The sequence below is a fragment of the Longimicrobium sp. genome (genome assembly GCF_048594345.1).
GTDB lineage: Bacteria > Gemmatimonadota > Gemmatimonadetes > Longimicrobiales > Longimicrobiaceae > Longimicrobium.
The window spans coordinates 24,183-49,930 of the sequence record NZ_JBMDXM010000237.1 but is presented as its reverse complement, the minus strand read 5'-3'; the positions used below and the strand labels follow the sequence as shown (position 1 = coordinate 49,930).

Genomic DNA, 25,748 nt, shown 5'->3' with positions numbered 1-25,748 from the left:
GACGCGCATGAGGGTGCTGGCCGGGGGGGCGTGGAACGACGGCTACCTGGACTACGCGCGCGGCGAGGACGGCGTGCGGGTGCAGGTGAGCGCCATCGTGAACCTGGAGGCGCTGAACGACGTCTTTTTCGTCCGCGCGCGCAGCGTCCGCATGGTGTGGAACTACCTGCGCGAGGTGGGGCCCAGGGCCGTGTGGCTGCGCGTGCGCTCGCGCATGGCCGAGTCGGGGCGCAACGAGAAGTACGTGTCCTGCGGCCTGGGCGTCGTGGTGGAGGCGCCGGCCGGCGGACCCGCCGTCGGCACCCCGGTGGTCTTCATCGCCCCCTCGCACCCGGCGTGCGCGGAGCGGCTGGTGCTGCCCGCGGCGCTGGTCGCGGCGGCGGAGGGAGGCGAGGCCGCCGCGCGGACGGGCGCCGTGCTGCGGCTGGCCGCGTCCGCGCGCGGCGAACGGTGGTGGAGCGGCGTGCGCGGGTGGACCCCGGATTCCGGCGTCCCGCTGGACGCCGCGGCGTGCGCGGCGATGCTGGGCCGCGCCTCCGAAACGCTTCGCGCCGCGGAGTGGACGCGCGCCGAGGCGCTGGCCGTGGACGCGCCGTCGCCCGTGGCGGAGCGCGCGCCGGCCGCGGCGGGGGCCGACGGGCGCAAGACGGCGGTGCTCTTTGGCTACGGCAACTACGCCAAGGTGACGCTGCTGCCGCACGTGGAGCGCTTTCTCCGCCTGTCGGCCGTGCACGAGATCGACCCCACGCAGCTGCCGCGCGAGCGCCGCGCCGACGTGGCGTGGGACACGTCCGGCGTGCTGCGCGGCGACGAGCGGCCCGACGCCGTGCTGATCGCCGGCTACCACCACACCCACGCGCCGCTGGCGGTGGAGACGCTGGCCCGCGGCGCCTATGCGGTGGTGGAAAAGCCGCTGGTCACCACCCGCGCGCAGCTGGACGCGCTGGAGGCGGCGCTGCGGCGGTCGCCGCGGATGTTCGCGTGCTTTCAGAAGCGGTACCTGCGCTTCAACGCGATGGCGCTGGAGGACCTGGGGGTGGGGCCCGGGGAGCCGGTGAACTACCACTGCGTGGTGTACGAGATTCCGCTTCCCGAGCTGCACTGGTACCGCTGGCCCAGCTCGCGCACGCGCCTGGTTTCCAACGGCTGCCACTGGATCGACCACTTTCTGTTCCTGAACGGCTTTTCCGAGCCGCGCGCCTGGGACCTTGCGGCGGGGCCGGACGGCACGCTGAACGTGACGGTGGTGCTGGAGAACGGCGCCTTTTTCTCCATGGTGCTCACCGACCGCGGCAGCGAGCGGATCGGGATGCAGGAGCACGTGGAGCTGCGCGCCAACGACCGTACGGTGCGGATCGAGAACGGGTCGGAGTACTACGCCGAATCCACCCGCGGGGTGCTTCGGCGCGCGCGCGCCAACCGCCTGGACGTGTACGGCGTGATGTACCGCACCATCGCCCGGGCGGTGGCCGAGGGGCGGCCGGGAGATTCGCTGGAGTCCGTGCTGGTGGCCTCGCGCCTGGTGCTGGCGCTGGAGGAGCGGCTGGCCCAGGTGGCGGGCGCCGCCTTTGGTCCGGCGCCCTCCGCGCGCGAGGCCGGCGTGCCGGCCGGGCGGGCGTAGTGCTGGGGACGGCGCTGCGGTACGCGCGCACCCTGCGGCACCTGAAGGCGGAGCAGCTGGCGTTCCTTCCCGTGCGCCGCATCCAGGCGCGGCTGCCCCTTCCCCGCACCGGTCCCGGGGCCCCGGTGGACCCCGCGCGCGCCGCGCCGCTGGCGGCGGAGATCGCCGCGTGGGGGCCGGGCGACGCGGAGGCGCGGGTGGCGCGGGTGGCGCGGGCGGACGAGGTCGTGCGCGGCGTCTTCACCTTTCTGAACCACGCCGAGGAGCTGGGGGAACGGCCGGCGTGGACCGCGCGGCGGGTGGGGCACCTGTGGAGCTACCACCTGCACTACTTTGCCTACGGCGTGGACCTGGCGTGGGCGTGGCGGCTGACGGGCGACGCGGCGTACGCGCACCGCTTCGCCGCGCTGGCGCGGGGGTGGATGGAGGCGACGGAGGGCGGGCGGGGGGATGGATGGGAGCCGTACGCGCTGGCCACCCGCGCCATCCACTGGACGGAAGCGCTCCTGCTCCTGGGCGACGGGGTGGACGGCGCGACGCGGGAGGCGGTCGGCCGCGGGCTGTGGCGGCAGCTGGCGGTGCTGGAGCGGCGGCTGGAGCGGCACCTGCTGGCCAACCACCTGCAGCGCGACCTGCAGGCGCTGGCGGTGGGCGGGCTGCTCTTTGGCGGCGCGGACGCGGCGCGCTGGCGCACGCGGGGCGCGCGCGGCCTGTGGCGCGAGCTGAACGAGCAGGTGCTGCCGGACGGCGGGCACTTTGAGCGCTCTCCGATGTACCACGCCGTCGCGCTGGACGACTACCTGCGCGCCGCCGCCCTGCTGCGCGCGGGCGGCGAAGCGGTGCCGGGCGAGGCCGAGGCACGGCTGCGGCGGATGGCGCGCGCCTTTGGCGTCCTGTGCCGGCCCGACGGGGCGCTGCACCTGTTCAACGACGCCGCGCAGGGCGACGCGCCGGGGCGGGCGGAGCTGGACGCGCTGGCGCGGCGGGTGCTGGGCGAGGGCGTCCCCGCGCCGGAAGGGGCGCTGGAGCTGCGGGAAACGGGGTACTACGGCTGGGCGCAGCCCGGAGGGGGCACGCGGCTGCTGGTGGACTGCGGCATCCCCGGCCCCGCGTACCAGCCCGGCCACGCCCACTGCGACGTGCTGAGCTACGAGCTGGACCTGGACGGCCGCCCCGTGGTCGTCGACGCCGGCGTCAGCGGCTACGACGGCGACCCGTTTCGCGAGTACGCCCGCAGCACGCGCGCCCACAACACGGTGAGCGTCGCCGGGCGCGAGCAGAGCGAGGTGTGGGGCACCTTTCGGGTGGGCGGGCGCGCCGTGCCGGTGGACCCCTCGCTTCGCGCGGACACCCGGGGCGCGGTTTTCGCTGGCGGATGCCGTCCGTGGCACGATCCGCGCACCCTCCACCGCCGCACGCTGCAGGTGGAGGCCGGCGCGCTTGCCGTCACGGATTGTGTCCAAGGGAGTGCGGGCGCGCCGCTGGAAAGCTATCTTCACCTGCACCCGGACTTCGCCGTCCGCCGCGAGGGCGAGGCGTGGACCGCGTCGCGGCCGGGGCAGACCGTGGTGGTGGAGACGTGGGGGACCGACGAGGCGACGCTCCACGTGGGCGAGCGCGCCCCGGTGCAGGGGTGGCACCTGCCCCGGTTCGGGGAGGCGCTCCCCGCCGCCGCGCTGCGCCTGCGCGTGCGCGCCAACGACGGCCGCGAGTTCGGCTACCGCATCAGACAGGGCTGAGCGACAGAGTGACGGTTCAGAGACCCCTCCACATCGGGTACCTCGTGCAGCAGTTTCCGCCCGAGGTGGGGGCGGGCCCGGCGCGCGTGACGGAGATGGCGCTGCGCTGGCGGGAGCAGGGCGCGCGGGTGACGGTGATCACCGGCATGCCCAACCGGCCCGAGGGGCGCATTCACCCGGCGTACCGGGGCAAGCTGTTCATGGCCGAGGACCACCAGGGGATCCGCGTCCTGCGCTCCTGGCTGTACGCCAGCCCCAAACACGGCTTTGCCCGTACGCTGCTGAACAACACCACCTTCATGGTGTCCAGCGCCGTGCACGCGCTGGCGCGGGGCGGGGGATTGGACGTGCTGGTGGCCAGCTCGCCCCCCTGGTTTCCGCACCTTACGGGGACGCTGGTGCACGCGCTGCGCCGGGTGCCGCTGGTGCTGGAGGTGCGCGACCTGTGGCCCGACTACCTGGCGGGGATGGGGACGGTGAAGAGCGACGCCGCCATGCGCGGCATCTTTGCCACCGAGCGGGCCATGCTGCGCCGCGCGGACCACGTGGTGGTGGTCACCGAGTCGTTCCGCGCGCGGGTGATCGAGAAGGGGACGGCTCCGGACCGGGTGGACGTGGTTCCCAACGGGGTCGACACCGCGCTGTACTACGCCGCCGACGAGCCGCCGCCGATCGAGGCGCTGCGCCGCGGCGACGGGGAGCTGATCGTGGGGTACCTGGGCAACTTTGGCGCGGGGCAGGACCTGATCCGGGTGCTGGACGCCGCGGCGCTGCTGGAGGCCGCCGACCCGCGCATCCGCGTGGTGCTGGCGGGGGAGGGGACGGCGACCGAGCAGGTGCAGGCGCGCGCCCGCGAGCTGGGGCTGCTGCGCACCACCATCCATCCCCCCATCGCCAAGACGCAGACCCGCGCGTTCTACAACGCGTGCGACGTGTGCCTGGTGCCGCTGGCGGACTTTCCCATCCTGCAGGAGACCATCCCCTCCAAGATCTTCGAGGTGATGGCGTGCGAGCGCCCCGTGGTGGCCAGCGTGGCCGGCGAGGCGGCGCGCATCGTCGAGCGCAGCGGGGGCGGGGTGGTGGTGCCCCCGGGCGACGCGCGGGGGATCGCCGGCGCCGTGCTGCGCCTGCGCGACACGCCGGCGGCGGAGCGCGCGGCCATGGGCGCCGCGGGACGGGCGTACGTGGGCGAGCACTTTGCCCGCGAAACGCTGGCCGCGCGCTACCTGGAAATCCTGCGCGGGGTGGACGCCCGGCGCAGGAACGGGACGGCCGGGCCGCGCCAGGCGTGACCCGCCGGCCGCCCGGTCGTCAGACCCGCGGCGGAAACAGATGAATTAGCGGGCGCGGGCGGCCCCGGGCCGGCCGCCCGGTTGCCCAAAGCGCGACGAGTACGTAATTTCCGTGCCCTTCCCGCCGCCCCGCGCGGCGGTGGCGGACGGTGAAACCCTTCGAGAGCTTCATGAGCGACCAAGACAACGATCGCGCGCAGGTGAGCGTACACACGCGGCTGCAGGCCCGCATCGAGAACCGCGAGGCCGTGGTGGGCGTCATCGGCCTGGGCTACGTGGGGCTTCCGCTGGCGGTGGAGCTGGCCCGCAGCGGCTACAGCGTGGTGGGATTCGACATCTCCGAGGGGGTGGTGCAGGGGATCAACCGCGGCTTCAGCCACGTGCAGGACGTGAGCGCCGACGTGCTGGGCGCCTTCACCTCCAGCGGGCTCATCGAGGCCACGACCGACCTCAAGCGGCTGGCGGAGTGCGACGCCATCACCATCTGCGTGCCCACCCCGCTCAACAAGACCAAGGACCCCGACCTGTCGTACGTGGTGTCCGCCTCGCAGGCGGTGCTGCACGGGCTGCGGCCGGGGCAGATGGTGATCCTGGAGAGCACCACCTACCCGGGGACCACCCGCGAGGTGATGCTTCCCGTGCTGGAAGAGTCGGGGCTGGTGGTGGGCGAGGACTTCTTCCTCTGCTTCAGCCCCGAGCGGGTAGACCCGGGAAACCCGGTGTGGCAGACGCGCAACACGCCCAAGGTGCTGGGCGGCGTGACGCCGGCGTGCAAGGAGATGGGGCTGGAGCTGTACTCGCGCGTGTTCGACACCATGGTCCCCGTAGGGAGCGCCGAGGCGGCCGAGCTGACCAAGGTGTACGAGAACACCTTCCGGATGATCAACATCGCCCTGGCCAACGAGCTGGCCCAGGCGTGCGACAAGCTGGGGGTGGACGTGTGGGAGGTGATCGAGGCGGCGGCCACCAAGCCGTTCGGCTTCATGAAGTTTACCCCCGGCCCCGGGCTGGGCGGCCACTGCATCCCGCTGGACCCGCACTACCTGCAGTGGAAGATGCGCACGCTGGCCTTCAAGACGCGGATGATCGAGCTGGCCAGCGAGATCAACGGCGAGATGCCGGCGTTCGTCGTCCGCAAGGTGGCCGACTGCCTGAACGAGGTGGCCAAGTCGGTCAAGGGAAGCCGGGTGCTGGTGCTGGGCGTGGCGTACAAGAAGGACATCGACGACCTGCGCGAAAGCCCGGCCATGGACGTGATCCGGCTGCTGCAGGAAAAGGGCGCGGTGGTGGACTACCACGACCCGTTCTGCCCCGTGATCAAGGACGACGGGCACACGCCGGTGCACAACCTGCCCATGCGCAGCGTGCCGCTGACGGACGCGGCGCTGGCGGAAGCGGACGTGGTGGTGGTGGTGACGGACCACAGCGAGGTCGACTACGCCCGCGTGGCGCGGACGGCGCGGCTGGTGGTGGACACGCGCGGGGTGATGCGCGAGCCCCAGCAGCACGTGGTGGGGCTGTCCCGGCGCCACACCCCCGTGGCGGCTCCGCGGCTGGTGACGGATGCCGCAGCGGATTGAGGCGCCCGCGCACCCCACGTCCGGCGGAATGAAGGTCATCCTGGTGGCGGGGGCGCGACCCAACTTCATGAAGGTCGCGCCCGTTCTTTTCGCCCTGCGGCGCGCGGGGCACGCCCCCGTGCTGGTGCACACGGGGCAGCACTACGACGCGCGCATGTCCGACGCGTTCTTCGCCGACCTGGAGCTTCCCGAGCCGGACCACCACCTGGGGGTGGGCTCGGGGAGCCACGCGGTGCAGACGGCGCGCATCATGGAGGCCTTCGAGCCCGTGGTGCTGGCTGAGCGCCCCGACTGGGTGGTGGTCTTTGGCGACGTGAACTCCACGCTGGCGTGCGCGCTGGTGGCCGCCAAGCTGCAGCCCGAGACGGGGTGCCGGGTGGCGCACGTGGAGGCTGGGCTGCGCAGCGGCGACTGGCGCATGCCCGAGGAGGTGAACCGCGTGGTCACCGACCGGGTGTCGGACCTGCTGCTTACCCCCAGCCGCGACGCGCACCCCAACCTGCGTGCGGAGGGGGTGCCGGACGGGCGCGTCGCCTTCGTGGGCAACACCATGATCGACACCCTGCTCGCCCGGCTTCCGCGCGCGCGCGAACGGGCCTTTGCGGCCGAGCTGGGGCTGGAGCGCGGCCGCTACGCGGTCAGCACGCTGCACCGTCCCAGCAACGTGGACGATCCGGCGGCGTTTCGCGGCGTCCTGGAGGCGCTGGGGACCGTCGCGCGCGAGATGCCCGTCGTTCTTCCCCTGCACCCGCGCGCCCGGCGGCAGGCGGAGGCGTTCGGGCTGGATGCGCTGCTGGCGCCGCTGCGGGTGCTGGAGCCGGTGGGGTACCTGGAGATGCTGTCGCTGACCGAAGGGGCGGCGGTGGTGCTTACCGATTCCGGCGGGGTGCAGGAGGAAACGACGGCGCTGGGGGTGCCGTGCGTGACGCTGCGCGAGCAGACGGAGCGCCCCGTGACGGTGACGGAGGGGACCAACCGGCTGGCGCCCTGGCCGCTGACGGCGGAGGGCGTGGTCGCGGCGTTCCGCGACGCCCTGGCCCGCGGCCAGGAGGCGGCCCAGCCGCGGCCGGACGGGTGGGACGGCCGGGCGGGGGAGCGGGTGGCGGCGGCGCTTGCCGCCGCGCTGAATGGCGGCCTTGATGGCGAAACACAGAACGCGAGGTGAGCGGGTGTCCGTTGCATTGCTGGACCTGAAGCGGCAGTTCGAGCAGGTGGAAACCGACGTGCGCGTGCAGATTGACCGCGTGCTCAAGGAGCAGAGCTTCATCCTTGGCCCCATCGTGCAGGAGTTCGAGGCGGCGGTGGCGAAGTACGCCGGCGTGAAGCACGCCGTGGGCCTGGCCTCGGGGACGGACGCGCTGCTGCTGGCGCTGCGCGCGCTGGACCTGCAGCCGGGGGACGAGGTGATCACCACCCCGTTCACCTTCTTCGCCACGGCGGGGACCATCCACAACGCGGGGGGGCGCGCGGTGTTCGTCGACATCGACCCGGTGACGATGAACCTGGACCCGGCGGCGGTGGAGCGCGCGATCACGCCGCGCACCCGCGCCATCGTCCCCGTGCACCTGTTCGGCCTGATGGCGCAGATGCAGCCGCTGCGCGAGACGGCGCGGCGGCACGGCGTTTTTCTGCTGGAGGATTCGGCGCAGTCCATCGGCGCGCGGCAGGTGGTGGACGGGGAGTGGAAGGCCACGGGACAGCTGGGCGACGCCACCACCTTTTCCTTCTTCCCCTCCAAGAACCTGGGCGGCTACGGCGACGGCGGGATGCTGGTGACGGACGACGACGCCTACGCGGAGCGCATCCGCCGGCTGCGCACGCACGGCGGGGTCAAGATGTACCACCACGACGAGGTGGGCTTCAACTCGCGCCTGGACACCCTGCAGGCGGCCATCCTGCTGGCCAAGCTCCCCTACCTGGACCGGTGGAGCGCCGCGCGCCGCGAGAACGCGGCCTGGTACGACGCCCGCTTCGCCCCGCTGGAAGAGGCCGGCGTGCTGCGCCGCCCGCTGGTGCCGCAGGGGAACGAGTCCGTCTACAACCAGTACACGTTGCGCGTCCGCGACCGCGACGGGCTGCGCGCGCACCTGCAGGGCCAGGGAATCGGCTGCGCGGTCTACTACCCCGTGCCGCTGCACCTGCAGCCCTGCTTTGCCTACCTGGGCTACGGCGCGGGCGACTTTCCCGAGTCGGAGCGGGCGGCGGCGGAGGTGCTTTCCATCCCCGTCTACCCGGAGCTGGCGCCGGAAGAGCGCGAGCGGGTGGCGGAGGCGATCGAGGCCTTTTACGCGGCGGGGGCCTGACGTGTCGGCGATGATGATGGGGGACGGCGCGATCACGGGGCGCCGCATCCGGTTCGCGGTGGTGGGGTGCGGGCGCATCTCCGAAAAGCACTTCGAGGCGCTCACGTCGCACGGCGAACACGTGGAGGTGGTGGCCGTGTGCGACATCGACGACGCCGCGGTGCAGGCGGCGGCGGAGCGCACCGGCGCGCGCCCGTACCGCCGCATCGAGGAATTGCTGAAGGCGTCGGACGCGGACGCGGTGGTGCTGTGCACCCCCAGCGGCATGCATGCCGAGCAGGGGATCCAGGTGGCGCAGGCCGGCCGCCACGTCATCAGCGAAAAACCGATGGCTACCCGCTGGCAGGACGGGCAGCGGCTGGTGCAGGCGTGCGACGCGGCCGGGGTGCGGCTGTTCGTCGTCAAGCAGAACCGGCAGAATGCCACGGTGCAGCTGCTGAAGCGCGCCATCGACAGCGGCCGCTTCGGGCGCATCTACATGGCGAACGTGAACGTCTTCTGGAACCGTCCGCAGTCGTACTACGACAGCGCGCGGTGGCGGGGGACGTGGGAGTTCGACGGCGGCGCGCTGATGAACCAGGCCAGCCACTACGTGGACCTGCTGGACTGGCTGATCGGCCCGGTGGAGAGCATCAGCGCATTTACGGCCACGCTGGCGCGCAACATCCAGGTAGAGGACACCGGAGTGGTGAACGTGCGCTGGCGCTCGGGCGCGCTGGGGTCGCTGAACGTGACCATGCTCACCTACCCGCGCAACCTGGAGGGCTCCATCACCGTGATCGGCGAAAAGGGGACGGTGCGGCTGGGCGGGGTGGCGATCAACGAGGTGGAGCACTGGGAGTTTGCCGAGCCGCACGAGGACGACCAGCTGGTGCAGGAAGCCAGCTACCAGACCACCTCGGTGTACGGCTTTGGGCACCCGCGCTACTACGAGAACGTGATCGGCACGCTGCGCGGCCAGGCGCAGCCCGAGACGGACGGGCGCGAGGGGCTGCGCTCGCTGGAGCTGCTGGTGGGCATCTACCTTTCCGCCCGTGACGGGCGCACGGTTTCGCTGCCGCTGGATTACTGACGGCAGAAGCGGTACGAAGGTACGAAGGTACGAAGGTACGAAGGTACGAAGGTACGAAGGTACGAAGGTACGAAGGTACGAAGGTACGAAGGTACGAAGGTACGAAGGTACGAAGGTACGAAGGTACGGATCGGGCCGATGTGATTCGGGCTGGCGTCCGCGCGGGACGCGGGCGGCGGCAAAGACGCGCATCAGGTGGAGGGATCGGCCGGCTGATGCGTGGGGTCGGCAGAGGGGTTCGGTGCGGCAGGGGGCCATCCGCGTTTTTTTCGACAGGGGTGGCATGCGGACGGACGGCTCCACCGGCGGCGGACCGCGTCCGCGGCGGCCCTCCGGGCTCGTACCCATCGCCTGTCGCCTATCCCCATGAACCGGGGAGGCTGGACAGCCGCCGAGGATGAAGCGCCCGGGCACGTGAATCCTTCGGAGTATGAGGTAGCGCGGATGCCGGCCGGAGCGTGACACATCCGGCGGCCCCGATTACCCGTTGCGCGATCCCGTGAGCTCTCCGGTCGCGCCGGACACAGATACGACGCGCGGATGCCGATGGAACTCGGCATCGGCGTGGGACGAAAGACGCGCCAGGAGAAAACGGAAGGATGAGCGAGACGGAGCGGGCGTGGTTCGCCCATGAGACGGCGGTGGTGGACGAAGAGGCGGAGATCGGCGCGGGGACCAAGATCTGGCACTTCAGCCACGTTTCCGCCGGATCGAAGCTGGGCGAGCGCTGCTCGCTGGGGCAGAACGTCTTTGTCGCTCCCCGGGTGACCGTGGGCAACGGGGTCAAGATCCAGAACAACGTATCGCTCTACGAGGGCGTGGTGCTGGAGGACTTTGTGTTCTGCGGCCCCAGCATGGTGTTCACCAACGTGCGCACCCCCCGCTCCGCCTTTCCGCGCAACACCTCGGCGGACTACGCGGAAACGCGGGTGCGCTACGGGGCCAGCATTGGCGCCAACGCCACCATCGTCTGCGGGAGCAGCGTGGGGGAGTGGGCGTTCGTGGCCGCCGGCGCGGTGGTGACGAAGGACGTGCCCGACTACGCGCTGATGGCGGGCGTTCCCGCCCGGCGCATTGGCTGGGTGTGCCAGTGCGGCGTGACCCTGCGGCCGGAAGGCGAGCGGGCGGCGTGCGCGGAGTGCGGCCGGACGTACGTTCTGCACGGCGAGACGCTCCGGCTGGACGCGTCCCCCGCGTGAGCGGCGGGCGCGGGGCAAAGGAGTTCAATATCAACGGAGTCGAGAGCACGATGATCTGGGTGATCCTTCCGGCGTACAACGAGGCCGACTCGCTTCCCCGGCTGCTTCCCAAGCTGGCGGCGGCGCTGGGCGGGCACCCCGGCGGGTACCACGTGGTGGTGGTGGACGACGGCAGCACCGACGCCACGGGCGAGCTGCTGAGCGAGTACGCGCTCATCTATCCCCTCTCGGTGGTGACACACGCCATCAACCGCGGCCTGGGTGAGACGGAGCGCGACGCCTTTGAGCACGTGGCCGCCCGCTGCGCGCCGGACGACCTGGTGGTGCGCCTGGACTGCGACGACACGCACGAGCCGGAGTTCCTTCCCCGGCTGCTGGACCGGATGGCCGAAGGGTACGACGTGGTGAGCACGTCGCGCTTTCAGCCCGGCGGCGGCCAGATGGGGGTGAGCGGCTACCGCGCCTTCATCAGCCGCGCGGCCAACCTGTTCATGAAGGCCGTGTTCAACATCCCCGGCCTGAAGGACTACTCCTGCGGCTACCGCGCCTACCGCGGCCAGGTGCTGCAGGACGCGGTGCGGGTGTTTGGCGGCAACTTTCTGCAGCTGCGCGGGCTGGGCTTTACCAGCACCCTGGAAACGGTGGTCAAGCTGCACCTGCTGGGGTGCCGCTTTGCCGAAGTGCCGTTCATGCTGCGCTACGACCAAAAGGCCAGCCCCAGCAAGATGGTGAGCAGCGTGACCACCCTGGGCTACCTGACGATGGGGCTGCTGTACCACTGGCCCTTTGGCGGCTGGCGCAGCCAGTACCGCGGCCTGCGCGCGCTGTACCGCAAGGACCGCGACGGCGCGCTGGGACGCTACGGGCTGCGGTCGCTGCGCATGCGCACGGCCAGCCGCATCAGCCTGTAACGGGGAAGGCGATACCCAGCGCATGTGCGGAATCTGCGGCATCTATCAGGTGGACGGGGCACGGCCGGCGGCGGACCACCCGGTGCGCGCCATGGCGCACGCCCTTCGCCACCGCGGGCCTGACGGCGACGGCTTTCACTTCGACGGCGGGATGGCGCTGGGGCACCGGCGGCTGTCCATCATCGACCTGTCGGAGAGCGGCCGGCAGCCCATGACGGACGAGAACGGGCGGTACTGGATCACCTTCAACGGCGAGATCTACAACTACCCGGAGCTGCGCCAGATGCTGGTGGGGCGCGGCCACGTCTTTCGCTCGCACACGGACACGGAGGTCATCCTCCACCTGTTCGAGGACGAGGGGCCGGAGTGCGTGCACCGGCTGAACGGGATGTTCGCCTTCGCCATTTGGGACTCGCGCCAGCGCACCCTGTTCGCCGCGCGCGACCGCTTTGGCGTAAAGCCCTTCTACTACGCGGTGCCCGACGGGGCGTTCGTCTTTGCGTCGGAGATCAAGGCCCTGTTCGCCTCCAGGCTGGTGCGGCCGGTGATGGACCGCGACGGGATGGCCGACTACCTGACCTTTCAGTTCTGCCTGGGCGACAAGACGCTCTTTTCCGGGGTGCGCAAGCTGCTTCCCGGGCACTCGCTCACCGTGTCGGCCGGGGGACAGGTTTCGGTGCGCAAGTACTGGGACCTGGACTACACCATCGACGAGGACGCGACCGAAGAGGGGGTGCAGCACCAGCTGCTGCGGCTGCTGGAGGACGCGGTGCGCATCCAGCTGCGCGCCGACGTCCCCGTGGGCGCGCACCTGTCCGGCGGACTGGACTCGTCCACGGTGAGCTGCGTGGCGGCGGGGCTGCTGCCGGGTCCGCTGCACACCTTTACCGGCGGCTTTCGCGACGGCCCGCAGTTCGACGAAACGCGCTACGCCCGCACGGTGGCGGAGCAGGCGGGCGCCGTGTACCACGAGGTGTTTCCCGGCGCGCACGACTTTGTGCAGGCCATGCCGTCGCTGATGCACTTCATGGACGAGCCGGTGGCCGGGCCCGGGCTGTTTCCCCAGTACTTCGTGTCCAAGCTGGCGCGCGAGCACGTGAAGGTGGTGCTGGGCGGGCAGGGCGGGGACGAGGTGTTTGGCGGGTACACGCGCTACCTGATCGCGTACCTGGAAGAGTGCATCAAGGGGGGGATCGAGGGGACGCAGGAGGACGCGAAGTACGTCGTGGACTTCGAGTCCATCCTCCCCAACCTGACGGAGCTGCAGGGATACCAGCCGCTGCTGAAGTACCTGTGGCAGGACGGGCTGTTCGGGCCGGCCGACCTGCGCTACTACCGGCTGATCGACCGCAGCGCGGGGCTGCAGGGGCTGGTGGCGCCGGACGCCTTTCAGGGGAGCGGCGGATACCGGCCGGTGGACGCGTACCGCGAGGTGTTTGCCGAGGGGCAGTGCCGCTCGCTCATCAACCGGATGACGCGCTTCGACCTCAAGACGCTGCTGCCGGCGCTGCTGCAGGTGGAGGACCGCACCAGCATGGCGGTGTCGCTGGAGTCGCGGGTGCCGCTGCTGGACCACCGCATCGCGGAGCTGGTGGCCTCGGTGCCGCCGCGGGTCAAGTACGCGGGCGGGCGGTCGAAGCACCTGTTTCGCCAGGTGGTGCGCCACATCGTCCCCCCGGCGGTGTTCGCCCGCAAGGACAAGATGGGCTTTCCGGTGCCGCTGACGGAGTGGTACGCGGGCGGCCCCGTGCGCGAGTTCGTGCGCGACGCGCTGCTGGACGGGCGGGCGCGCCAGCGCGGGCTGATCGACGCCGCCGGCGTGGAGGCGCTGCTGAGCGGCGAGCGCTCGTACGGCCGCGCCATGTGGGGGCTGCTGTCGCTGGAGCTGTGGATGCGCGCCTTTTTCGACGGCGATGCGGCTGCCTGAGATCCGGGCGCAGGTGGAGCGCGCCTGCCGTCGCGCGCTGAGCGAACAGAACCGCGATCCCTACGCCCCCGCCCACGGGTGCTTCGACCGCCGCTTCTGGGCGTGGAAGCTGGTGGACTACGCCGAGGCCACCTTTCAGCGCAACGTCCTGCTTTCCGCCTGGAAGCTGCGGCAGCCGGAGGTGCCGCAGGCGGAGCGCGCGGTGTGCGCGGCGTCCGTGCGCGCGGGGCTGGCCTTCGCGGCCGGGGCGCAGCACGCGGACGGCTCGTGGGACCAGGCCTTTCCCCACGAGCACTCGTTCGGCGCGGCGGCCTTTCTCCTCCATCCGCTGCTGGAGGGGTGGCTGGCCGTGCGCGACGGGCTGGACCCGACGGCGTCGGCAACGGCGGAGCGGATGCTGCGGCGCGCGGCGGACTTTCTTTGCGCGCACGGCGAGGAGCACGGGCACATCGCCAACCACCTGGCGGGCGCGGCGCTCTCGCTGGCCCGCGCGGGCGCGGCGTTGGGCGACGCGCGGTACGGGGCGCGGGCGGACGCGCTGCTGGCGTCCATCCTGGAGCACCAGTCGCCCGAGGGGTGGTTCCTGGAATACCTGGGGGCCGACCCCGGCTACCAGACGCTGTGCGTGTACTACCTGGCGCAGCTCCAGGAGGTGCGCCCCTCCGCCGCGCTGGCGGAGGCGCTGGACCGGGCCGTGGCGTTCCTTGCCTGGTTCGTGCACCCGGACGGCAGCTTTGGGGGCGAGTACGGCAGCCGGCGGACGGGGGTCTTTTACCCCGGCGGCCTGGCGCTCCTGGCCGCCCGGGGCAACGCGACGGCGGCCGCGATGGTGCGGGCCATGGCGGACTCCATCGAACGCGGGCGCACGGTGACGCTGGACGGCGTGGACATCGCCAACCTGGCGCCGCTCTCCGCCAACTACCTGCTCCTGCTGGAGCACGCGGCCGCGCTGCCGGACGCGGTGCCGCCGCTTCCCCGCGACCGCGAGGGGGCGGCGGACTTCGTGCGCGCGGGGATCCACGTGCGCTCTACGCCGCGGCGCTACGTGGTGGTGGGCGCGTCCAACGGGGGGGTGGTCAAGGTGTTCGACCGGACGGACGGGCGGGTGCTGGTGAACGACGGCGGCTACGCGGGACGCGACGCGTCCGGCGGCTTTGTGACCACGCAGGGGACGGGGACGGGCAACGCGTCCGCGACGGCGGAGGAGATCGTGGTGGACGCCCCGTTCGTGCAGATGCCGCGCGCGCTTCCCTCGCCGGCGCAGTTCCTGGTGCTGCGCCCCATGAACCTTACGGTGATGCGCAGCGTGGGGATGGGGAACGCCGTCAAGCGCGCCCTGGTGCGCCTGCTGATCAGCGGGGGAAAGCCGCTACCGCTCACCCTGCGGCGGACGGTGCGGATCGACGGAGACGCCGTGCGCGTGAGCGACGTGGTGCGCGCGCCGCGGGGAACGCGGATGGGCGAGCTGGCGTGCGGGGTGCCGTTCGTGGGCATCCACATGGCTTCGGCCCGCTACTTTGAGCACGCGGAGCTGTCAGCGGCCGCTTTTGCCCCACGCGCGCTGGACGTGGAGGCGCTGGCCCGCACGGGCGAGGCGCGGCTGGAGGCGGCCGCATGAGCGCGCCGCTGGCGGCCGTCAGCAGCGACATCGACACCCTGCTCTCCAACTACAAGGGGATCGGGTGCCGGCGCCCGGGCGGCTACACCAAGGCCGAGCTTCGGATGGGGCTGGAGAACTTTTCCCGCTTCCTGGAGCCGTACGGCGCCCGCGCCACCCTGTTCATGGTGGGGCACGACTTTCTGCACGAGCCCAGCCACGACGCCATCCGCGCGGTGGCGGCCCAGGGGCACGAGATCGCCAGCCACACCATGACGCACGCGCAGGGCTTCCGGCTCCTTTCCGCGGAAGAGAAGGAGCGCGAGCTGGCGGGGATGGAGGAGGTGTGCCAGGCGGTCACGGGGGCGCGGCCGGTGGGCTTTCGCTCGCCCGGGTGGAACGTGGGCGACGACGCGCTCCCCATCCTTCAGCGCCGCGGGTACCTGTACGACTCCTCCGTCTTTCCCACGACGCTCACGCCGCTGCTCAAGTTCCTGCACTGGAAGACGATGAGCAGCCGCTCGGCGGCGGACCGCACCACGCTGGGCCACGCCCGCTACATGCTGGCGCCCACGGCGCCGTACCGCACGGGGACGCGCACGCTGGGGCGGCGGGGCGGGGGGGGGATCGTGGAGTTTCCCATCACCGTGGTTCCCGGCGCACGGCTCCCCTTTTTCGCCACCTGGCTGGTGGCGACGGGCATGGACGTGTTTCGCCAGAGCTACCGGCTGCTGCGCGCGCTGGGGCGGCCGATCCAGTTCATGTTCCACCTTTCCGACTTCGTGGACTACGCCCACCCCGAGCTGGCGGACCAGGTGCCGCACCCGTCCGACGGCGTCTACGTGCCGAAGGCGCTGGGGATGCCGCTGGCGGAAAAGACGGAGCTGTTTCGCCGGGCCATGGACCTGATCGCCGCCGACCACCGGTTCGTGACGCTGCGCGACTGGGCGGAAAGGGTGCCGTGATCCCCCGGCTCAAGCCCCTGCTGGGCGCCCGCGAGCTGGTGGCGGCGCTTTCGCCCTGGCGCGGGGGGATCGCGGAGTTCGAGGCGGCGTTCGCGGCCGAGATGGGGCAGCGCCACGCCGTGGCGTTCCCGTACGGGCGCACGGGGCTGGCGCTGCTGCTGGAGGCGCTGGAGCTGCGCGGCGCGCGGGTGCTGTGCCCGGCCTACACCTGCGTGGTGGTGCCGCACGCGGTGGTGAAGAGCGGCAACGAGCCGGCGTTCGTGGACAGCCGCGACGACGACTTCAACATGGACCTGGAGCTGGCCGCGCGGGCGCTGGAGCGCGGCGGTGCCGGGGCGCTGGTGGCCACCTCCATCTTCGGCTACCCGGTAGACCTGGACCGGCTGGACGACCTGCGCGAACGGTACCCGCGGATGCGCGTCGTCCAGGACTGCGCGCACTCGTTCGCGGCGGAGTGGAAGGGCCGCCCCGTGCAGCGCGAGGGCGACGCGGCCATCTTCGGGCTGAACATCAGCAAGCTGATGACCTCGGTCTTTGGCGGGATGGTGACCACCGACTCGCCCGCGCTGGCCCAGCGGCTGCGGGCGTTGCGGGCGGAGCGGGTGCGTCCCGCGGCGTGGAGCAAGTCGCTGCGGCGGTTTGCGTACCTGGCCGCGGTGTATCCGGCGTTTCAGCCGGCGGTGTACGGGATGGTGAACCGGCTGGAGCGCTCGGGGGTGCTGGACCGCTTCGTCAAGTACTACGACGAGGGGGTGATCGCCATGCCCGCGGACTACCTGGACGGGATGACGGCGCTGGAGGGGCGCGTGGGCGCGGTGCAGGTGGCGCGCTACCGGGAGCTGGTGGAGCGGCGCCGGCGCATCGCCGCGCTGTACGACGCGGCGCTGGCGGGGACGCCGGGGCTGCGCCTTCCCCCGCGGGTGCCGGGCGCCACGTACTCGCACTACGTGCCGCGGGTGGACGACCGCGCGCGGGTGCTGGAGGGCGCCCGCCGCCGCGGCGTGCAACTGGGGCAGCTGATCGAGTACTGCATCCCCCACATGCCGGCGTACCGTGACCGCGACGGGGCGGCGGCCGCCGCGGACTTTCCCGTGGCGGCCCGGCTGTCGGAAACCACCATCAACCTGCCGCTGGCGATCACCCCGCGCGAGGCGGAGCGGACCGCCGCCGTCGTCCGCGAAGTGATGGCCGCGTGACCCTTTCGATTCACCCCGCCCGGCCGGAATGGGTGCCGGAGCTGGCGCGCATCCACGCCCAGTCGCTGCCGGACGACTTTCTTCCCTCCCTGGGCCGCGGCTTTCTGGAGCGCGTCTACTACCCGGCGGCGCTCGCCTCCGCGCACGCGGCCACGCGGGTGGCGGTGGACGAGGCGGGGCGCCCCCTGGGCTTTGTGACCGCCGCGCACGACAGCGCGGCGTTCAGCCGCGACGTGGTGTCGGGGCGCGCGGCGACGCTGGCGGCGTACGCGCTGCGGGCGGCGCTGCGCAATCCGCTGCACCTGCGCAAGAGCGCGGCGGTGGCGTGGACGGCGCTCTTTGGCCGCCCGGACCCGCTGCCGGGGGAGATCGTCTTCATTGCGGTAGACGCGCGGTCGCGCGGCGGGGGCGTGGGAAAGCGGCTGGTGGCCGCGGCCGCGGAGCACGTGCGCGCCCGCGGGCTGCGCGCCTTGCGCACCAAGACGCTGGCGGCCAACGAGGGGGTGATCGGGATGTACGCCTCGCTGGGCTGGCGGGTGCGCGACCGCTTTCGCCTGATCGGAAGGGAGTACGTAACGCTGGTGAGCCCGGAGCTTTCCGGATGAGCGGAACGGTGGGCGATGCGCCCTCCCGCGCCTCCGCGGCGCCGTCCGCGCCGCCGCCGCGCCCCGCGGCCGCCCCGCGCGGGTGGCGGCGGGGCGTTTCCGCGCTGCTGTTCGGGACGCACGCGGGTCCCTGGCTGCTGCCGCTGGCGCCGCTTACGCTGCTGCGCGTGGCGCGGGCGCTGCGGGCCCCCGGCGTTTCCGCGGGCGGCGGGTTTCACGCCTTTGGCGACCGCGACGCCGGCTTTCGCGGCTGGTACCGCAAGATCGCCGCGGACCAGCGGGCGTGCGGCCGCGCCGGCTATGCCTGGGACGACGGCCTGGGCCTGCCGATGAACCCGCGCTTCTACAACAACGCGGGGACGTACGTACCGTACGGCGTGCTGGGCCCGCGCGCGTACGCGGCCGTGAGCATCCTCCTCTTCATGGCCCTGGTGGCCGGCGGCTACGCCATGGCCGGGGCGCCGGTGGCGGGCGTGGCCGCGGCCGTGCTGCTGCTGGCGAGCCCCCTTTTTCTGGGCGCGCAGCTGCACTACGGCAAGCCCGAGATCCTGTGGTGGGCGCTCATCGTGCCGCTGGTGCTGGCGGCGTGGCGTGGGGACTGGCTGCTGGCGGGGGCGATCTTTACGGTTGTGGCGCTGGGCAACTTTGCCGTCGCCTTTCTGGCCGGCGTGACCTGCGTGCTGCTGGCTCTGCTCTTCTGGCCGGGCACGGGGGGCGTGGGCCTGCTGGCGCTGGGGATGGCGCCGGGGCTGCTGAAGACGGCGGTGCGGCTGCTCCCTTTTCTGCGCAGCGGGCTGATGGGCGCGCTGGCCCACGAGCAGTCCGACGCGTCCGGCTCGCGCGCCGGTCCCGTGGCCCGCCTGCTGGCGGGCGCGCGGTCGCCGGGCTTTCTGGTCTACGCCGGGTTCTACCTGGGGGCGCTGGGGCTGGTCGTGTGGGCGGGCGGGCTGGGCTGGCCGTTCGCCGCGTTCGGCGCCGCCGTGCTGGGGATCTTCCTTGCCGGGCAGAGCGCCTTTTATCTCAACGATCCCCAGTCGTTCTGGATGTGGCACCTGGCCCTGCTGGCGGGGATGAGCGCGCTGAACCCCTCCTGGGGCAGCGTGGCGGGGGTGCTGCTGCTGGCGTACATCCACCCCCGCGTGCTGGGATACCCCCTCCCCGAGCCGGCCGGTTCGCGGGGCGGGCTGTGGGACGACGCGGTACGCGCCACCCGGCAGCTGGCCGCCTTTCCCGCGCTGGACCCGGTGGGCCGCGACGAGCTGCGGGCGCCGCTGCGGGAACTGGCGGCGGCGCTTTCCCCCGGTACGCGCGTGCTGCTGGAGCCCGCCACGGGCGACCGTGACATGGCTGGATACCGCACCTTCATGCAGCTGTGCGACGAGGAGCTGCCGGCGGCGGGGGTGGAGATCGCGCCCGACGAATACGTCCGCGCCTACTGGCCGCGCCTGTACGGCCAGGTGATGGCGCGCTTTGGCGCGGACACCCCGGCGGAGGCGCTGCGGGAAACGGCGCGGGTGATGGGCGCGGCGCACGTACTGGCCTACACGCCCGCGTTCGTCCGCGCGCTGGAGGCGGCGGGGTTCGCGCGGGCGGGGGTGCTGGACCCCGCGGGCCTCCCCGCGCGGACGCGGGAGCTGCTCCGGCTCCCCCCCGCGCCGCTGGTGCTGCTGCGCGCGCCGGCGGGGGAGGGGGTGCTGTCGCCGCCCGCGGCGGTGGAGCGGGAGGGGAACGCGCTGCGGTGGGAGGCCCGGGCCGATACGTCGTACCTGGTGCGCTACGCCTGGCACCCGCGGATGCGGGCGGAGCAGGGCGGCCGGCCACTGGAGGTGGCGGCGGAGCCGCACGCCGGCGGCGCGGTGACGTTCATGCGGGTACGGGCGCAGGCGGACGGGCCGGTGACGCTGCGCTTTCACCCGCGGTGGCTGTCGTGAGCCGGCTGGGGCGCCTGGGGCGCGACTCGCTGGTGTACGGGGTTCTGGACGCCGCCAACCGCTTCATCGGCATCTTTCTGGTCCCGCTGTACACCCGCGTGCTGTCGCCGGCGGACTACGGCGGCTTTGACCTGGTGAACACGCTGGTGGCGGTGGCCTACAGCCTGTTCTACCTGGGGCTGGACTCGGCCCTTTCCTTTCACTACAACGCGGCGGAGGACGACGGCGGCCGGCGCCGCGCGGCCGCCACGGCGCTCTACACCTGGACGGCCGCCGTGGCGGCCGGGACGCTGCTTCTGGTGCTGGCGCGGGGGCCCATGGCGGCCGTGGCGCTGCCGGACGTGCCCCGCGCGTCGTACCTGCTGCTGCTGGCGGCCGTCTCGCTGCCGCTGCAGGCGGTGACGCAGGTGCAGATGCTGGTAATGCGCCTGCGCTTTTCCTTTCGCCGCTACGCCGTCCTTTCGCTGGGGCTGCTGCTGACGACGGTGGCGCTGAACGCCTGGTTCGTGCTGTACCGGGGGCTGGGGGTGGAGGGGATCCTGCTGGCGCAGCTGTGGGCGCGGGGGCTGCTGGCGGTGGTGGGGCTGGTGGTGACGCGCGGGGACTTTACGCCGCGGGGCGACGCGGACCTGGCGCGGCGGATGGTGCGCTACGGCGCGCCGCTGGTGCTGGGCAACCTGTCGTTCTGGCTGGTGGTGTACCTGGAGCGCTTTGCCCTGCTGAGCTTCGCCACGCTGACGGACGTGGGGCTGTTCGGCGTGGCGACGCGCGTGGCCACGTTCGTGACGCTGGTGAGCATGGCCATCGACATGGCCTGGATCCCCTTCGCGCTCTCCATCCATCGGGAACCGGATGCGCCGGTCACCTACGCCCGCGCGCTGACCTGGTACCTGCTGCTGGCGGGGCTGGCGGGGACGCTGCTGGCCGTGTTCGCGTACGACGCGCTAGTGGTGCTTACGACGCCGCGGTACTACCCGGCGCACGTGCTGGTGGCGCCGATCGTGGCGGCGCTGGTGCTTCGCGGGGCCTTCAACATCGTGGCGATCGGGGCTTTCGTGCGGGAGCGGACGAAGGAGCTGAGCGGCATCAGCCTGGCCACTTCAGTCGCGCACGTGGGGCTGCTGCTGGGGCTGGTGCCGCTGCTGGGTGCCATGGGCGCGGCGCTGGCCACGCTGGCGGCGCGTCTGCTGGGGCTGGCGGTGCTGCACCTGCGCGTCGGGCCGCTCTATCCCGTGCCGTACGCGTGGAGGCGGATCGGCCGCATGGCGGCCGTGTTCACGGCGGCGGCGGTCGCGGGAACGCTGCTGGCCGGGCAGCCGCTGTGGGTGAGCCTGGCGACCAAGGCCCTCGTCGTGCTTCCGCTGATGCTCGCCCTCCTCTGGCTGGTCGGCGCCATTCCTCGCGGCGAGGTAGCGGAGCTCACGGCGCGCTTCCGCGCCCGCCGCGCCGGCCCCCCCGCCACCCCCGGCGGCGTCGCCGTGGACGTGGATGCGCCCTGAGAGGTGTTGCCAAACCTCACCTGCTCCCAGGAGGTCCGCTGTCATCCTGAGGGAGCGCACGCTCGTAGCTTTCGTAACCACAGAAGCTTGCGCGCGACCGAAGGATCTTTGTCGGGTCGCGCGAGGCCCAGCCCTCGGGAGCCGTTCAAGTCCCTCCGTCAGGCGGACAAACTGCTTGGGTCGGCGCCAACCCCTTGCGATGAAAGCATATCGCGGAGCGGCGCCTCCCTCCGGAAATCAGGGGTTGTGGACGGCTTGGCGGCACCCTCTCAGGTACCCGGGACTCGATCGGGCGAAGATATCGAAAGGACGCGGACGATGGCATCATCCGCGTCCTCTCGTTTGTCCCTGGCCGTGGAGGAGGGGACGGTTCTCCTGATCGCGCAACGGGTGATCCGGACTTCCGGTTCCCGTGCGCTCCGGAGATCATCCGCCGATCCGCATCTCATATCATCTCATATTGATCACATCATCCATACCGAATCCTGAATGCAGCTCAGAGGCACGATTCCTCTGTTCCTCTGGCTGTTCTCCGTTCCTCTGTACCCATTCTGTTGCGTACCGTCTGACGGGGTGAGCTGTAGTGGCGGGATAGGGTAGCCCCAAAAAAATTCTCATGGCCCCCTGCCGCGCTTCCATCCCTCTCCCGTTCCCGACGCCCTGCCACAAGTCTGGAGCGCCCCGCCGCCTCGACGTACCCTGACGGCGTACGTTGCCTGGCGCCCAACGCGAAATGCGCACGAAAGCGCTGGGAGCGGCACGAGAAAACTCCGTTGACTCCGTGTGAGGCTTATTCCTCGGCGGATCGCGGAGGAGCCGGCCGGTTGCACGCGCGCGCGCCGGCTGTAGATTCCCGCCGCGCGCGGGGAGCCGTTTTCCGCGATGCAGGGGATACGAACGTCCGGGGCTTTTCCCGGTGAAGGGATATCGATGGGGACGGGCACGATCGTTACGGTGGTGGGGGCGCGGCCGCAGTTCGTCAAGGCGGGCGTGGTGTCGCGGGCGCTGGTGGAAACCGGGGTGCGCGAGGTGCTGGTGCACACGGGCCAGCACTTCGACGCCAATATGTCCGACGTTTTCTTCCACGAGCTGGGGCTTCCCGTCCCCGACCACCACCTGGGCGTGAGCGGCGGGTCGCACGGGGTGCAGACGGCCCGGATGCTGGAAGGCGTGGAGCGGGTGCTGCAGGAGGTGCGGCCGGACTGGCTGCTGGTGTACGGCGACACCAACTCCACCCTCGCCGGCGCGCTGGCGGCGGCCAAGCTGCACGTTCCCGTGGCGCACGTGGAGGCCGGACTGCGCTCCTTCAACCGGCGGATGCCGGAAGAGGTGAACCGCGTGCTGACGGACCACACCTCCGAGCTGCTCTTTGCCCCCACCGAGGTGGCGGAGGGGCACCTGGCGCGCGAGGGGATCCCCGCCGGGCGCGTGCACCGCGTGGGCGACGTGATGTACGATGCCGCGCTGCACTTTGCCGAGCGGGCGGAGCGGGAAAGCACCGTGCTGGGTGACCTGGGGCTGGAGCCCGGCCGCTACGTGCTCGCCACCGTGCACCGCGCGGAGAACACGGACCACCCCGCCCGGCTGCGGGCCATCGTGGAGGGACTGTCGCGCGTGGCGGCGGAGCTCCCCGTGATCCTTCCCCTGCATCCCCGCACCCGCGGCGCCCTGCGCGACCAGGGGCTGGCGGTGGATGCGCCGGGGCTGCGGGTGGTGGAGCCGCTGGGATACCTGGACATGGTGCGGCTGGAGCGCGACGCGGCGCTGGTGGCCACCGACTCCGGCGGCGTGCAGAAGGAGGCGTACTTCTTCGGCGTTCCCTGCGTGACGCTGCGCGACGAGACGGAATGGGTGGAGCTGCTGGAGGCGGGGTGGAACCGCCTGGCCCCGCCCACGGACGCCGGCGCGGTTGCGGACGCGGTGCGCGGCGCGCTGGGCACCCGCGGGCGCACGGGGCAGCTGTACGGCGACGGCACCGCGGCCGTCAAGGTAGCGCACATTCTGGCGCGTTTCTGCGGCGCCGCCGGTTGCGCGGAGTGAGCCGCGGGGTAAATTCCTCCCCGCGCGCGGCACCAAACGGAATCGACCGTGTACCCGGACGGCTGCGCACCACGCAGCCGTTGTCTTTGCAGCCTACCCGGAGCGGGAGTTGAGCGGAACGTCTGGACGGAGGGGGATCACGGCGGGCAGGGGGGCCGGCTGATGTGCGGAATCTTCGGCCTGTGGGGCGATGCGCCGGTGGACCCGTGCCTGGCCGCGCGCGCCCTCACCACGCTGCGCCACCGGGGCCCCGACGACCACGGCGCGCTGGGGTGGGACGGCGACGGCCCCGTACGGCTGACCCGCGACGCGGGGACGCTGGGCGGCAGCCGGGTGGTGCTGGCGCACCGGCGGCTCTCCATCCTGGACCTGAGCGAGGCCGGCTGGCAGCCCATGACCACGCCGGACGGCCGCTGGTCGCTGGTCTTCAACGGGGAGATCTACAACTTCGTGGAGCTGCGGGCGGAGCTGGAGGCGGCGGGGCACGTCTTCCGCTCCCACAGCGACACCGAGGTGCTGCTGCAGGGGTGGGCCCGGTGGGGGCCGGACGTGCTGCCGCGGCTTACGGGGATGTTCGCCTTTGCGCTGCTGGACGTGCGGGCGCGGCGCGTGTTTCTGGCGCGCGACCCGTTCGGCATCAAGCCGCTGTACCACGCGCGGTGGGCGGGCGGCTTCGCCTTTTCGTCCGAGATCAAGGCGCTGCTGGAGCTTCCCGGTGTGGGCCGCGGCGCCCGCGCCGCGCGCGTGCACGAGTACCTGCGCGGCGGGGGCACGGACTTTGGCGGCGAGACGATGTTCGCCGGGGTGAACCAGCTTCCCGCCGCGCACTGGGTGGAGCTGCCGGTGGACGGGCCGGTGGAGCCGCGCCCGCGCCCGTACTGGCGGCTGGACCCCGGCGCCCGCGCGGAGCTTTCCTTCGACGCGGCGGCGCAGCGGCTGCGCGACCTGTTTCTGGACAGCGTGCGGCTGCACCTGCGCAGCGACGTCCCCGTGGGCGCGGCGCTCTCCGGCGGCATCGACTCCTCCGCCATCGTGGCCGCCATGCGCCACGTGGAGCCGCGGGTAGATCTGCACACCTTTACCTTCGTGGCCGACGACGCCGCGGTCAGCGAGGAGCGCTGGGCCGACGTGGCGCACGCCGCGGCCGGGACGGTGGCGCACAAGGTAACGCCGCGGCCGGGCGAGCTGGCGCAGGAGCTGGACGCGCTCATCCGCACGCAGGACGAGCCGTTCGCCAGCACCAGCATCTACGCGCAGCAGCGGGTGTTTCGCCTGGCGCGCGAGGCGGGGATCAAGGTGATGCTGGACGGGCAGGGCGCGGACGAGATGCTGGCCGGCTACTGGCCCTTTCTGCTGGCCCGCGTGGGATCGCTGGTGAGCGGAGGGCGGCTGCTGGGCGCGGCCAGCCTGGTGCGGCACTCGGCCCGCCTTTCCCACGTGCCGGCGCGCGCGCTGCTGCTGAGCGCGGCGGGGATGGCCGTCCCCGAGCGGCTGCGCCCGCTGGCGCGCCGCGTCTCACGCTCGCACACGCGGCAGCAGACGGTGGGGCTGGACCGGCGCTGGCTGGCGGAGCGCACCGGCGAGGGGGGCGTTCCCGACGTGCCGCGCGGGCGCGGGATGCTGCGGGGAAACCTGCTGCATTCCATGCGCTACGGGCTTCCCGCGCTGCTGCGCTACGAGGACCGCAACTCCATGGCGCACTCCATCGAGAGCCGGGTGCCGTTCCTCACCACGCGCTTGGCGGAGTTCATCTTCTCGCTCCCCGAAGAGTACCTGATCGACGGGCGCGGGGTCACCAAGTCCGTCTTTCGCCGTGCCATGCGGGGGATCGTCCCCGACGCCATCCTGGACCGGCGCGACAAGGTGGGGTTCGCCACGCCCGAGGCGCGCTGGCTGGAGTCGCTGCGGGGGTGGGTGGACGGCGTCCTCAGCCCCGACGCCCTGCGTGCCGTCCCCGTCCTCGACGCCGGCGCCGTACGCGCCACGTGGGAGCAGGCACGCGGCGGCACCGGCGGGCTGGACCCGCGCCTGTGGCGGTGGATCAACCTGGTCCGCTGGTCCCAGGTCCACGGCGTCACGTTCGACTGATCGAGTTCCACGGAACCGGCCGCCGCTTCGGCGCCGGTCCGCGGTGCGCGCGTGGCCGTGCAGCCCCCTTCCGTCACCACGAAGGGGGCGCGCGCAGTCCCGTACGCCGGCACGGACTCCGGCGCCGGCCCGGGAATCGGCTCGCGGCGGCTCGTGGCCCGTCCGGCGGGTGAATCCCGCGGA

General features: G+C 72.3%; 18 protein-coding genes. All 18 read left to right on the top strand.

Annotated features, from left to right (window positions below):
- Positions 1-7: 7 nt before the first annotated feature.
- The 18 genes from ACOJUJ_RS24580 to asnB (ACOJUJ_RS24495) all read left to right on the top strand — a co-directional run bounded on the left by ACOJUJ_RS24580 (position 8) and on the right by asnB (ACOJUJ_RS24495) (position 25,565).
- Entirely contained in the window at positions 8-1,621 is a 1,614-nt protein-coding gene (locus ACOJUJ_RS24580) for a Gfo/Idh/MocA family protein (protein WP_420129570.1), read from the top strand.
- Positions 1,621-3,360: a heparinase II/III domain-containing protein gene (locus tag ACOJUJ_RS24575; protein ID WP_420129569.1), complete on the top strand. Its 1,740-nt coding sequence runs from the start codon at positions 1,621-1,623 to the stop codon at positions 3,358-3,360. The genes ACOJUJ_RS24580 and ACOJUJ_RS24575 overlap by 1 nt, the downstream gene beginning before the upstream one ends.
- A 44-nt stretch (positions 3,361-3,404) precedes the next feature.
- Entirely contained in the window at positions 3,405-4,652 is a 1,248-nt protein-coding gene (locus tag ACOJUJ_RS24570) for a glycosyltransferase family 4 protein (protein WP_420129568.1), read from the top strand.
- A gap of 170 nt (positions 4,653-4,822) precedes the next feature.
- Positions 4,823-6,232, top strand: a complete 1,410-nt coding sequence (locus ACOJUJ_RS24565) for a nucleotide sugar dehydrogenase (RefSeq protein ID WP_420129567.1) — start codon at positions 4,823-4,825, stop codon at positions 6,230-6,232.
- Positions 6,216-7,397, top strand: coding sequence for a non-hydrolyzing UDP-N-acetylglucosamine 2-epimerase (gene wecB, locus ACOJUJ_RS24560; protein ID WP_420129566.1), 1,182 nt, complete (start codon positions 6,216-6,218; stop codon positions 7,395-7,397). Before ACOJUJ_RS24565 ends, wecB (ACOJUJ_RS24560) begins: the two co-directional genes overlap by 17 nt.
- A gap of 4 nt (positions 7,398-7,401) precedes the next feature.
- Positions 7,402-8,535, top strand: a complete 1,134-nt coding sequence (locus ACOJUJ_RS24555) for a DegT/DnrJ/EryC1/StrS family aminotransferase (protein WP_420129565.1) — start codon at positions 7,402-7,404, stop codon at positions 8,533-8,535.
- Positions 8,536-8,551: 16 nt separating this feature from the next.
- Complete coding sequence (locus tag ACOJUJ_RS24550; RefSeq protein WP_420129564.1) at positions 8,552-9,607, top strand: Gfo/Idh/MocA family protein; 1,056 nt, start codon at positions 8,552-8,554, stop codon at positions 9,605-9,607.
- A gap of 599 nt (positions 9,608-10,206) precedes the next feature.
- Entirely contained in the window at positions 10,207-10,806 is a 600-nt protein-coding gene (locus tag ACOJUJ_RS24545; protein ID WP_420129563.1) for an acyltransferase, read from the top strand.
- A 50-nt stretch (positions 10,807-10,856) separates the two neighbouring features.
- On the top strand, positions 10,857-11,717 hold the full coding sequence (locus tag ACOJUJ_RS24540) for a glycosyltransferase (RefSeq protein ID WP_420129562.1): 861 nt from the start codon (positions 10,857-10,859) through the stop codon (positions 11,715-11,717).
- A gap of 22 nt (positions 11,718-11,739) precedes the next feature.
- Positions 11,740-13,644: an asparagine synthase (glutamine-hydrolyzing) gene (gene asnB, locus ACOJUJ_RS24535; protein ID WP_420129561.1), complete on the top strand. Its 1,905-nt coding sequence runs from the start codon at positions 11,740-11,742 to the stop codon at positions 13,642-13,644.
- The gene (locus ACOJUJ_RS24530; protein WP_420129560.1) at positions 13,631-15,262 is read left to right on the top strand and encodes a hypothetical protein; all 1,632 of its coding nucleotides are present in this window, start codon (positions 13,631-13,633) and stop codon (positions 15,260-15,262) included. Before asnB (ACOJUJ_RS24535) ends, ACOJUJ_RS24530 begins: the two co-directional genes overlap by 14 nt.
- A complete protein-coding gene (locus tag ACOJUJ_RS24525) occupies positions 15,259-16,206 on the top strand; it encodes a polysaccharide deacetylase family protein (protein WP_420129559.1) in 948 nt (315 codons plus the stop codon). The genes ACOJUJ_RS24530 and ACOJUJ_RS24525 overlap by 4 nt, the downstream gene beginning before the upstream one ends.
- Positions 16,203-17,402 (top strand): DegT/DnrJ/EryC1/StrS family aminotransferase, encoded by a 1,200-nt coding sequence (locus tag ACOJUJ_RS24520; protein WP_420129558.1) that lies wholly within the window; start codon positions 16,203-16,205, stop codon positions 17,400-17,402. The genes ACOJUJ_RS24525 and ACOJUJ_RS24520 overlap by 4 nt, the downstream gene beginning before the upstream one ends.
- Entirely contained in the window at positions 17,399-18,007 is a 609-nt protein-coding gene (locus tag ACOJUJ_RS24515) for a GNAT family N-acetyltransferase (protein WP_420129557.1), read from the top strand. Before ACOJUJ_RS24520 ends, ACOJUJ_RS24515 begins: the two co-directional genes overlap by 4 nt.
- Complete coding sequence (locus tag ACOJUJ_RS24510; RefSeq protein WP_420129556.1) at positions 18,004-19,938, top strand: hypothetical protein; 1,935 nt, start codon at positions 18,004-18,006, stop codon at positions 19,936-19,938. The genes ACOJUJ_RS24515 and ACOJUJ_RS24510 overlap by 4 nt, the downstream gene beginning before the upstream one ends.
- Positions 19,935-21,437, top strand: a complete 1,503-nt coding sequence (locus tag ACOJUJ_RS24505) for a lipopolysaccharide biosynthesis protein (RefSeq protein ID WP_420129555.1) — start codon at positions 19,935-19,937, stop codon at positions 21,435-21,437. The genes ACOJUJ_RS24510 and ACOJUJ_RS24505 overlap by 4 nt, the downstream gene beginning before the upstream one ends.
- Positions 21,438-22,367: 930 nt before the next feature.
- Positions 22,368-23,477 (top strand): non-hydrolyzing UDP-N-acetylglucosamine 2-epimerase, encoded by a 1,110-nt coding sequence (gene wecB, locus ACOJUJ_RS24500; RefSeq protein WP_420129554.1) that lies wholly within the window; start codon positions 22,368-22,370, stop codon positions 23,475-23,477.
- 162 nt (positions 23,478-23,639) lie between these two features.
- The gene (asnB, locus tag ACOJUJ_RS24495; protein WP_420129553.1) at positions 23,640-25,565 is read left to right on the top strand and encodes an asparagine synthase (glutamine-hydrolyzing); all 1,926 of its coding nucleotides are present in this window, start codon (positions 23,640-23,642) and stop codon (positions 25,563-25,565) included.
- Positions 25,566-25,748 lie beyond the last annotated feature (183 nt).

Excerpts from the sequence above, each read along its gene's own strand:
- ACOJUJ_RS24565 (WP_420129567.1), top strand. The coding sequence starts at position 4,823 with ATGAGCGACCAAGACAACGATCGCGCGCAGGTGAGCGTACACACGCGG.
- ACOJUJ_RS24540 (WP_420129562.1), top strand. The coding sequence starts at position 10,857 with ATGATCTGGGTGATCCTTCCGGCGTACAACGAGGCCGACTCGCTTCCC.
- asnB (WP_420129553.1), top strand. The coding sequence starts at position 23,640 with ATGTGCGGAATCTTCGGCCTGTGGGGCGATGCGCCGGTGGACCCGTGC.
- wecB (WP_420129566.1), top strand. The coding sequence starts at position 6,216 with ATGCCGCAGCGGATTGAGGCGCCCGCGCACCCCACGTCCGGCGGAATG.
- asnB (WP_420129561.1), top strand. The coding sequence starts at position 11,740 with ATGTGCGGAATCTGCGGCATCTATCAGGTGGACGGGGCACGGCCGGCG.
- ACOJUJ_RS24545 (WP_420129563.1), top strand. The coding sequence starts at position 10,207 with ATGAGCGAGACGGAGCGGGCGTGGTTCGCCCATGAGACGGCGGTGGTG.
- wecB (WP_420129554.1), top strand. The coding sequence starts at position 22,368 with ATGGGGACGGGCACGATCGTTACGGTGGTGGGGGCGCGGCCGCAGTTC.
- ACOJUJ_RS24580 (WP_420129570.1), top strand. The coding sequence starts at position 8 with ATGAGGGTGCTGGCCGGGGGGGCGTGGAACGACGGCTACCTGGACTAC.
- ACOJUJ_RS24550 (WP_420129564.1), top strand. The coding sequence starts at position 8,552 with ATGGGGGACGGCGCGATCACGGGGCGCCGCATCCGGTTCGCGGTGGTG.
- ACOJUJ_RS24530 (WP_420129560.1), top strand. The coding sequence starts at position 13,631 with ATGCGGCTGCCTGAGATCCGGGCGCAGGTGGAGCGCGCCTGCCGTCGC.
- ACOJUJ_RS24525 (WP_420129559.1), top strand. The coding sequence starts at position 15,259 with ATGAGCGCGCCGCTGGCGGCCGTCAGCAGCGACATCGACACCCTGCTC.
- ACOJUJ_RS24510 (WP_420129556.1), top strand. The coding sequence starts at position 18,004 with ATGAGCGGAACGGTGGGCGATGCGCCCTCCCGCGCCTCCGCGGCGCCG.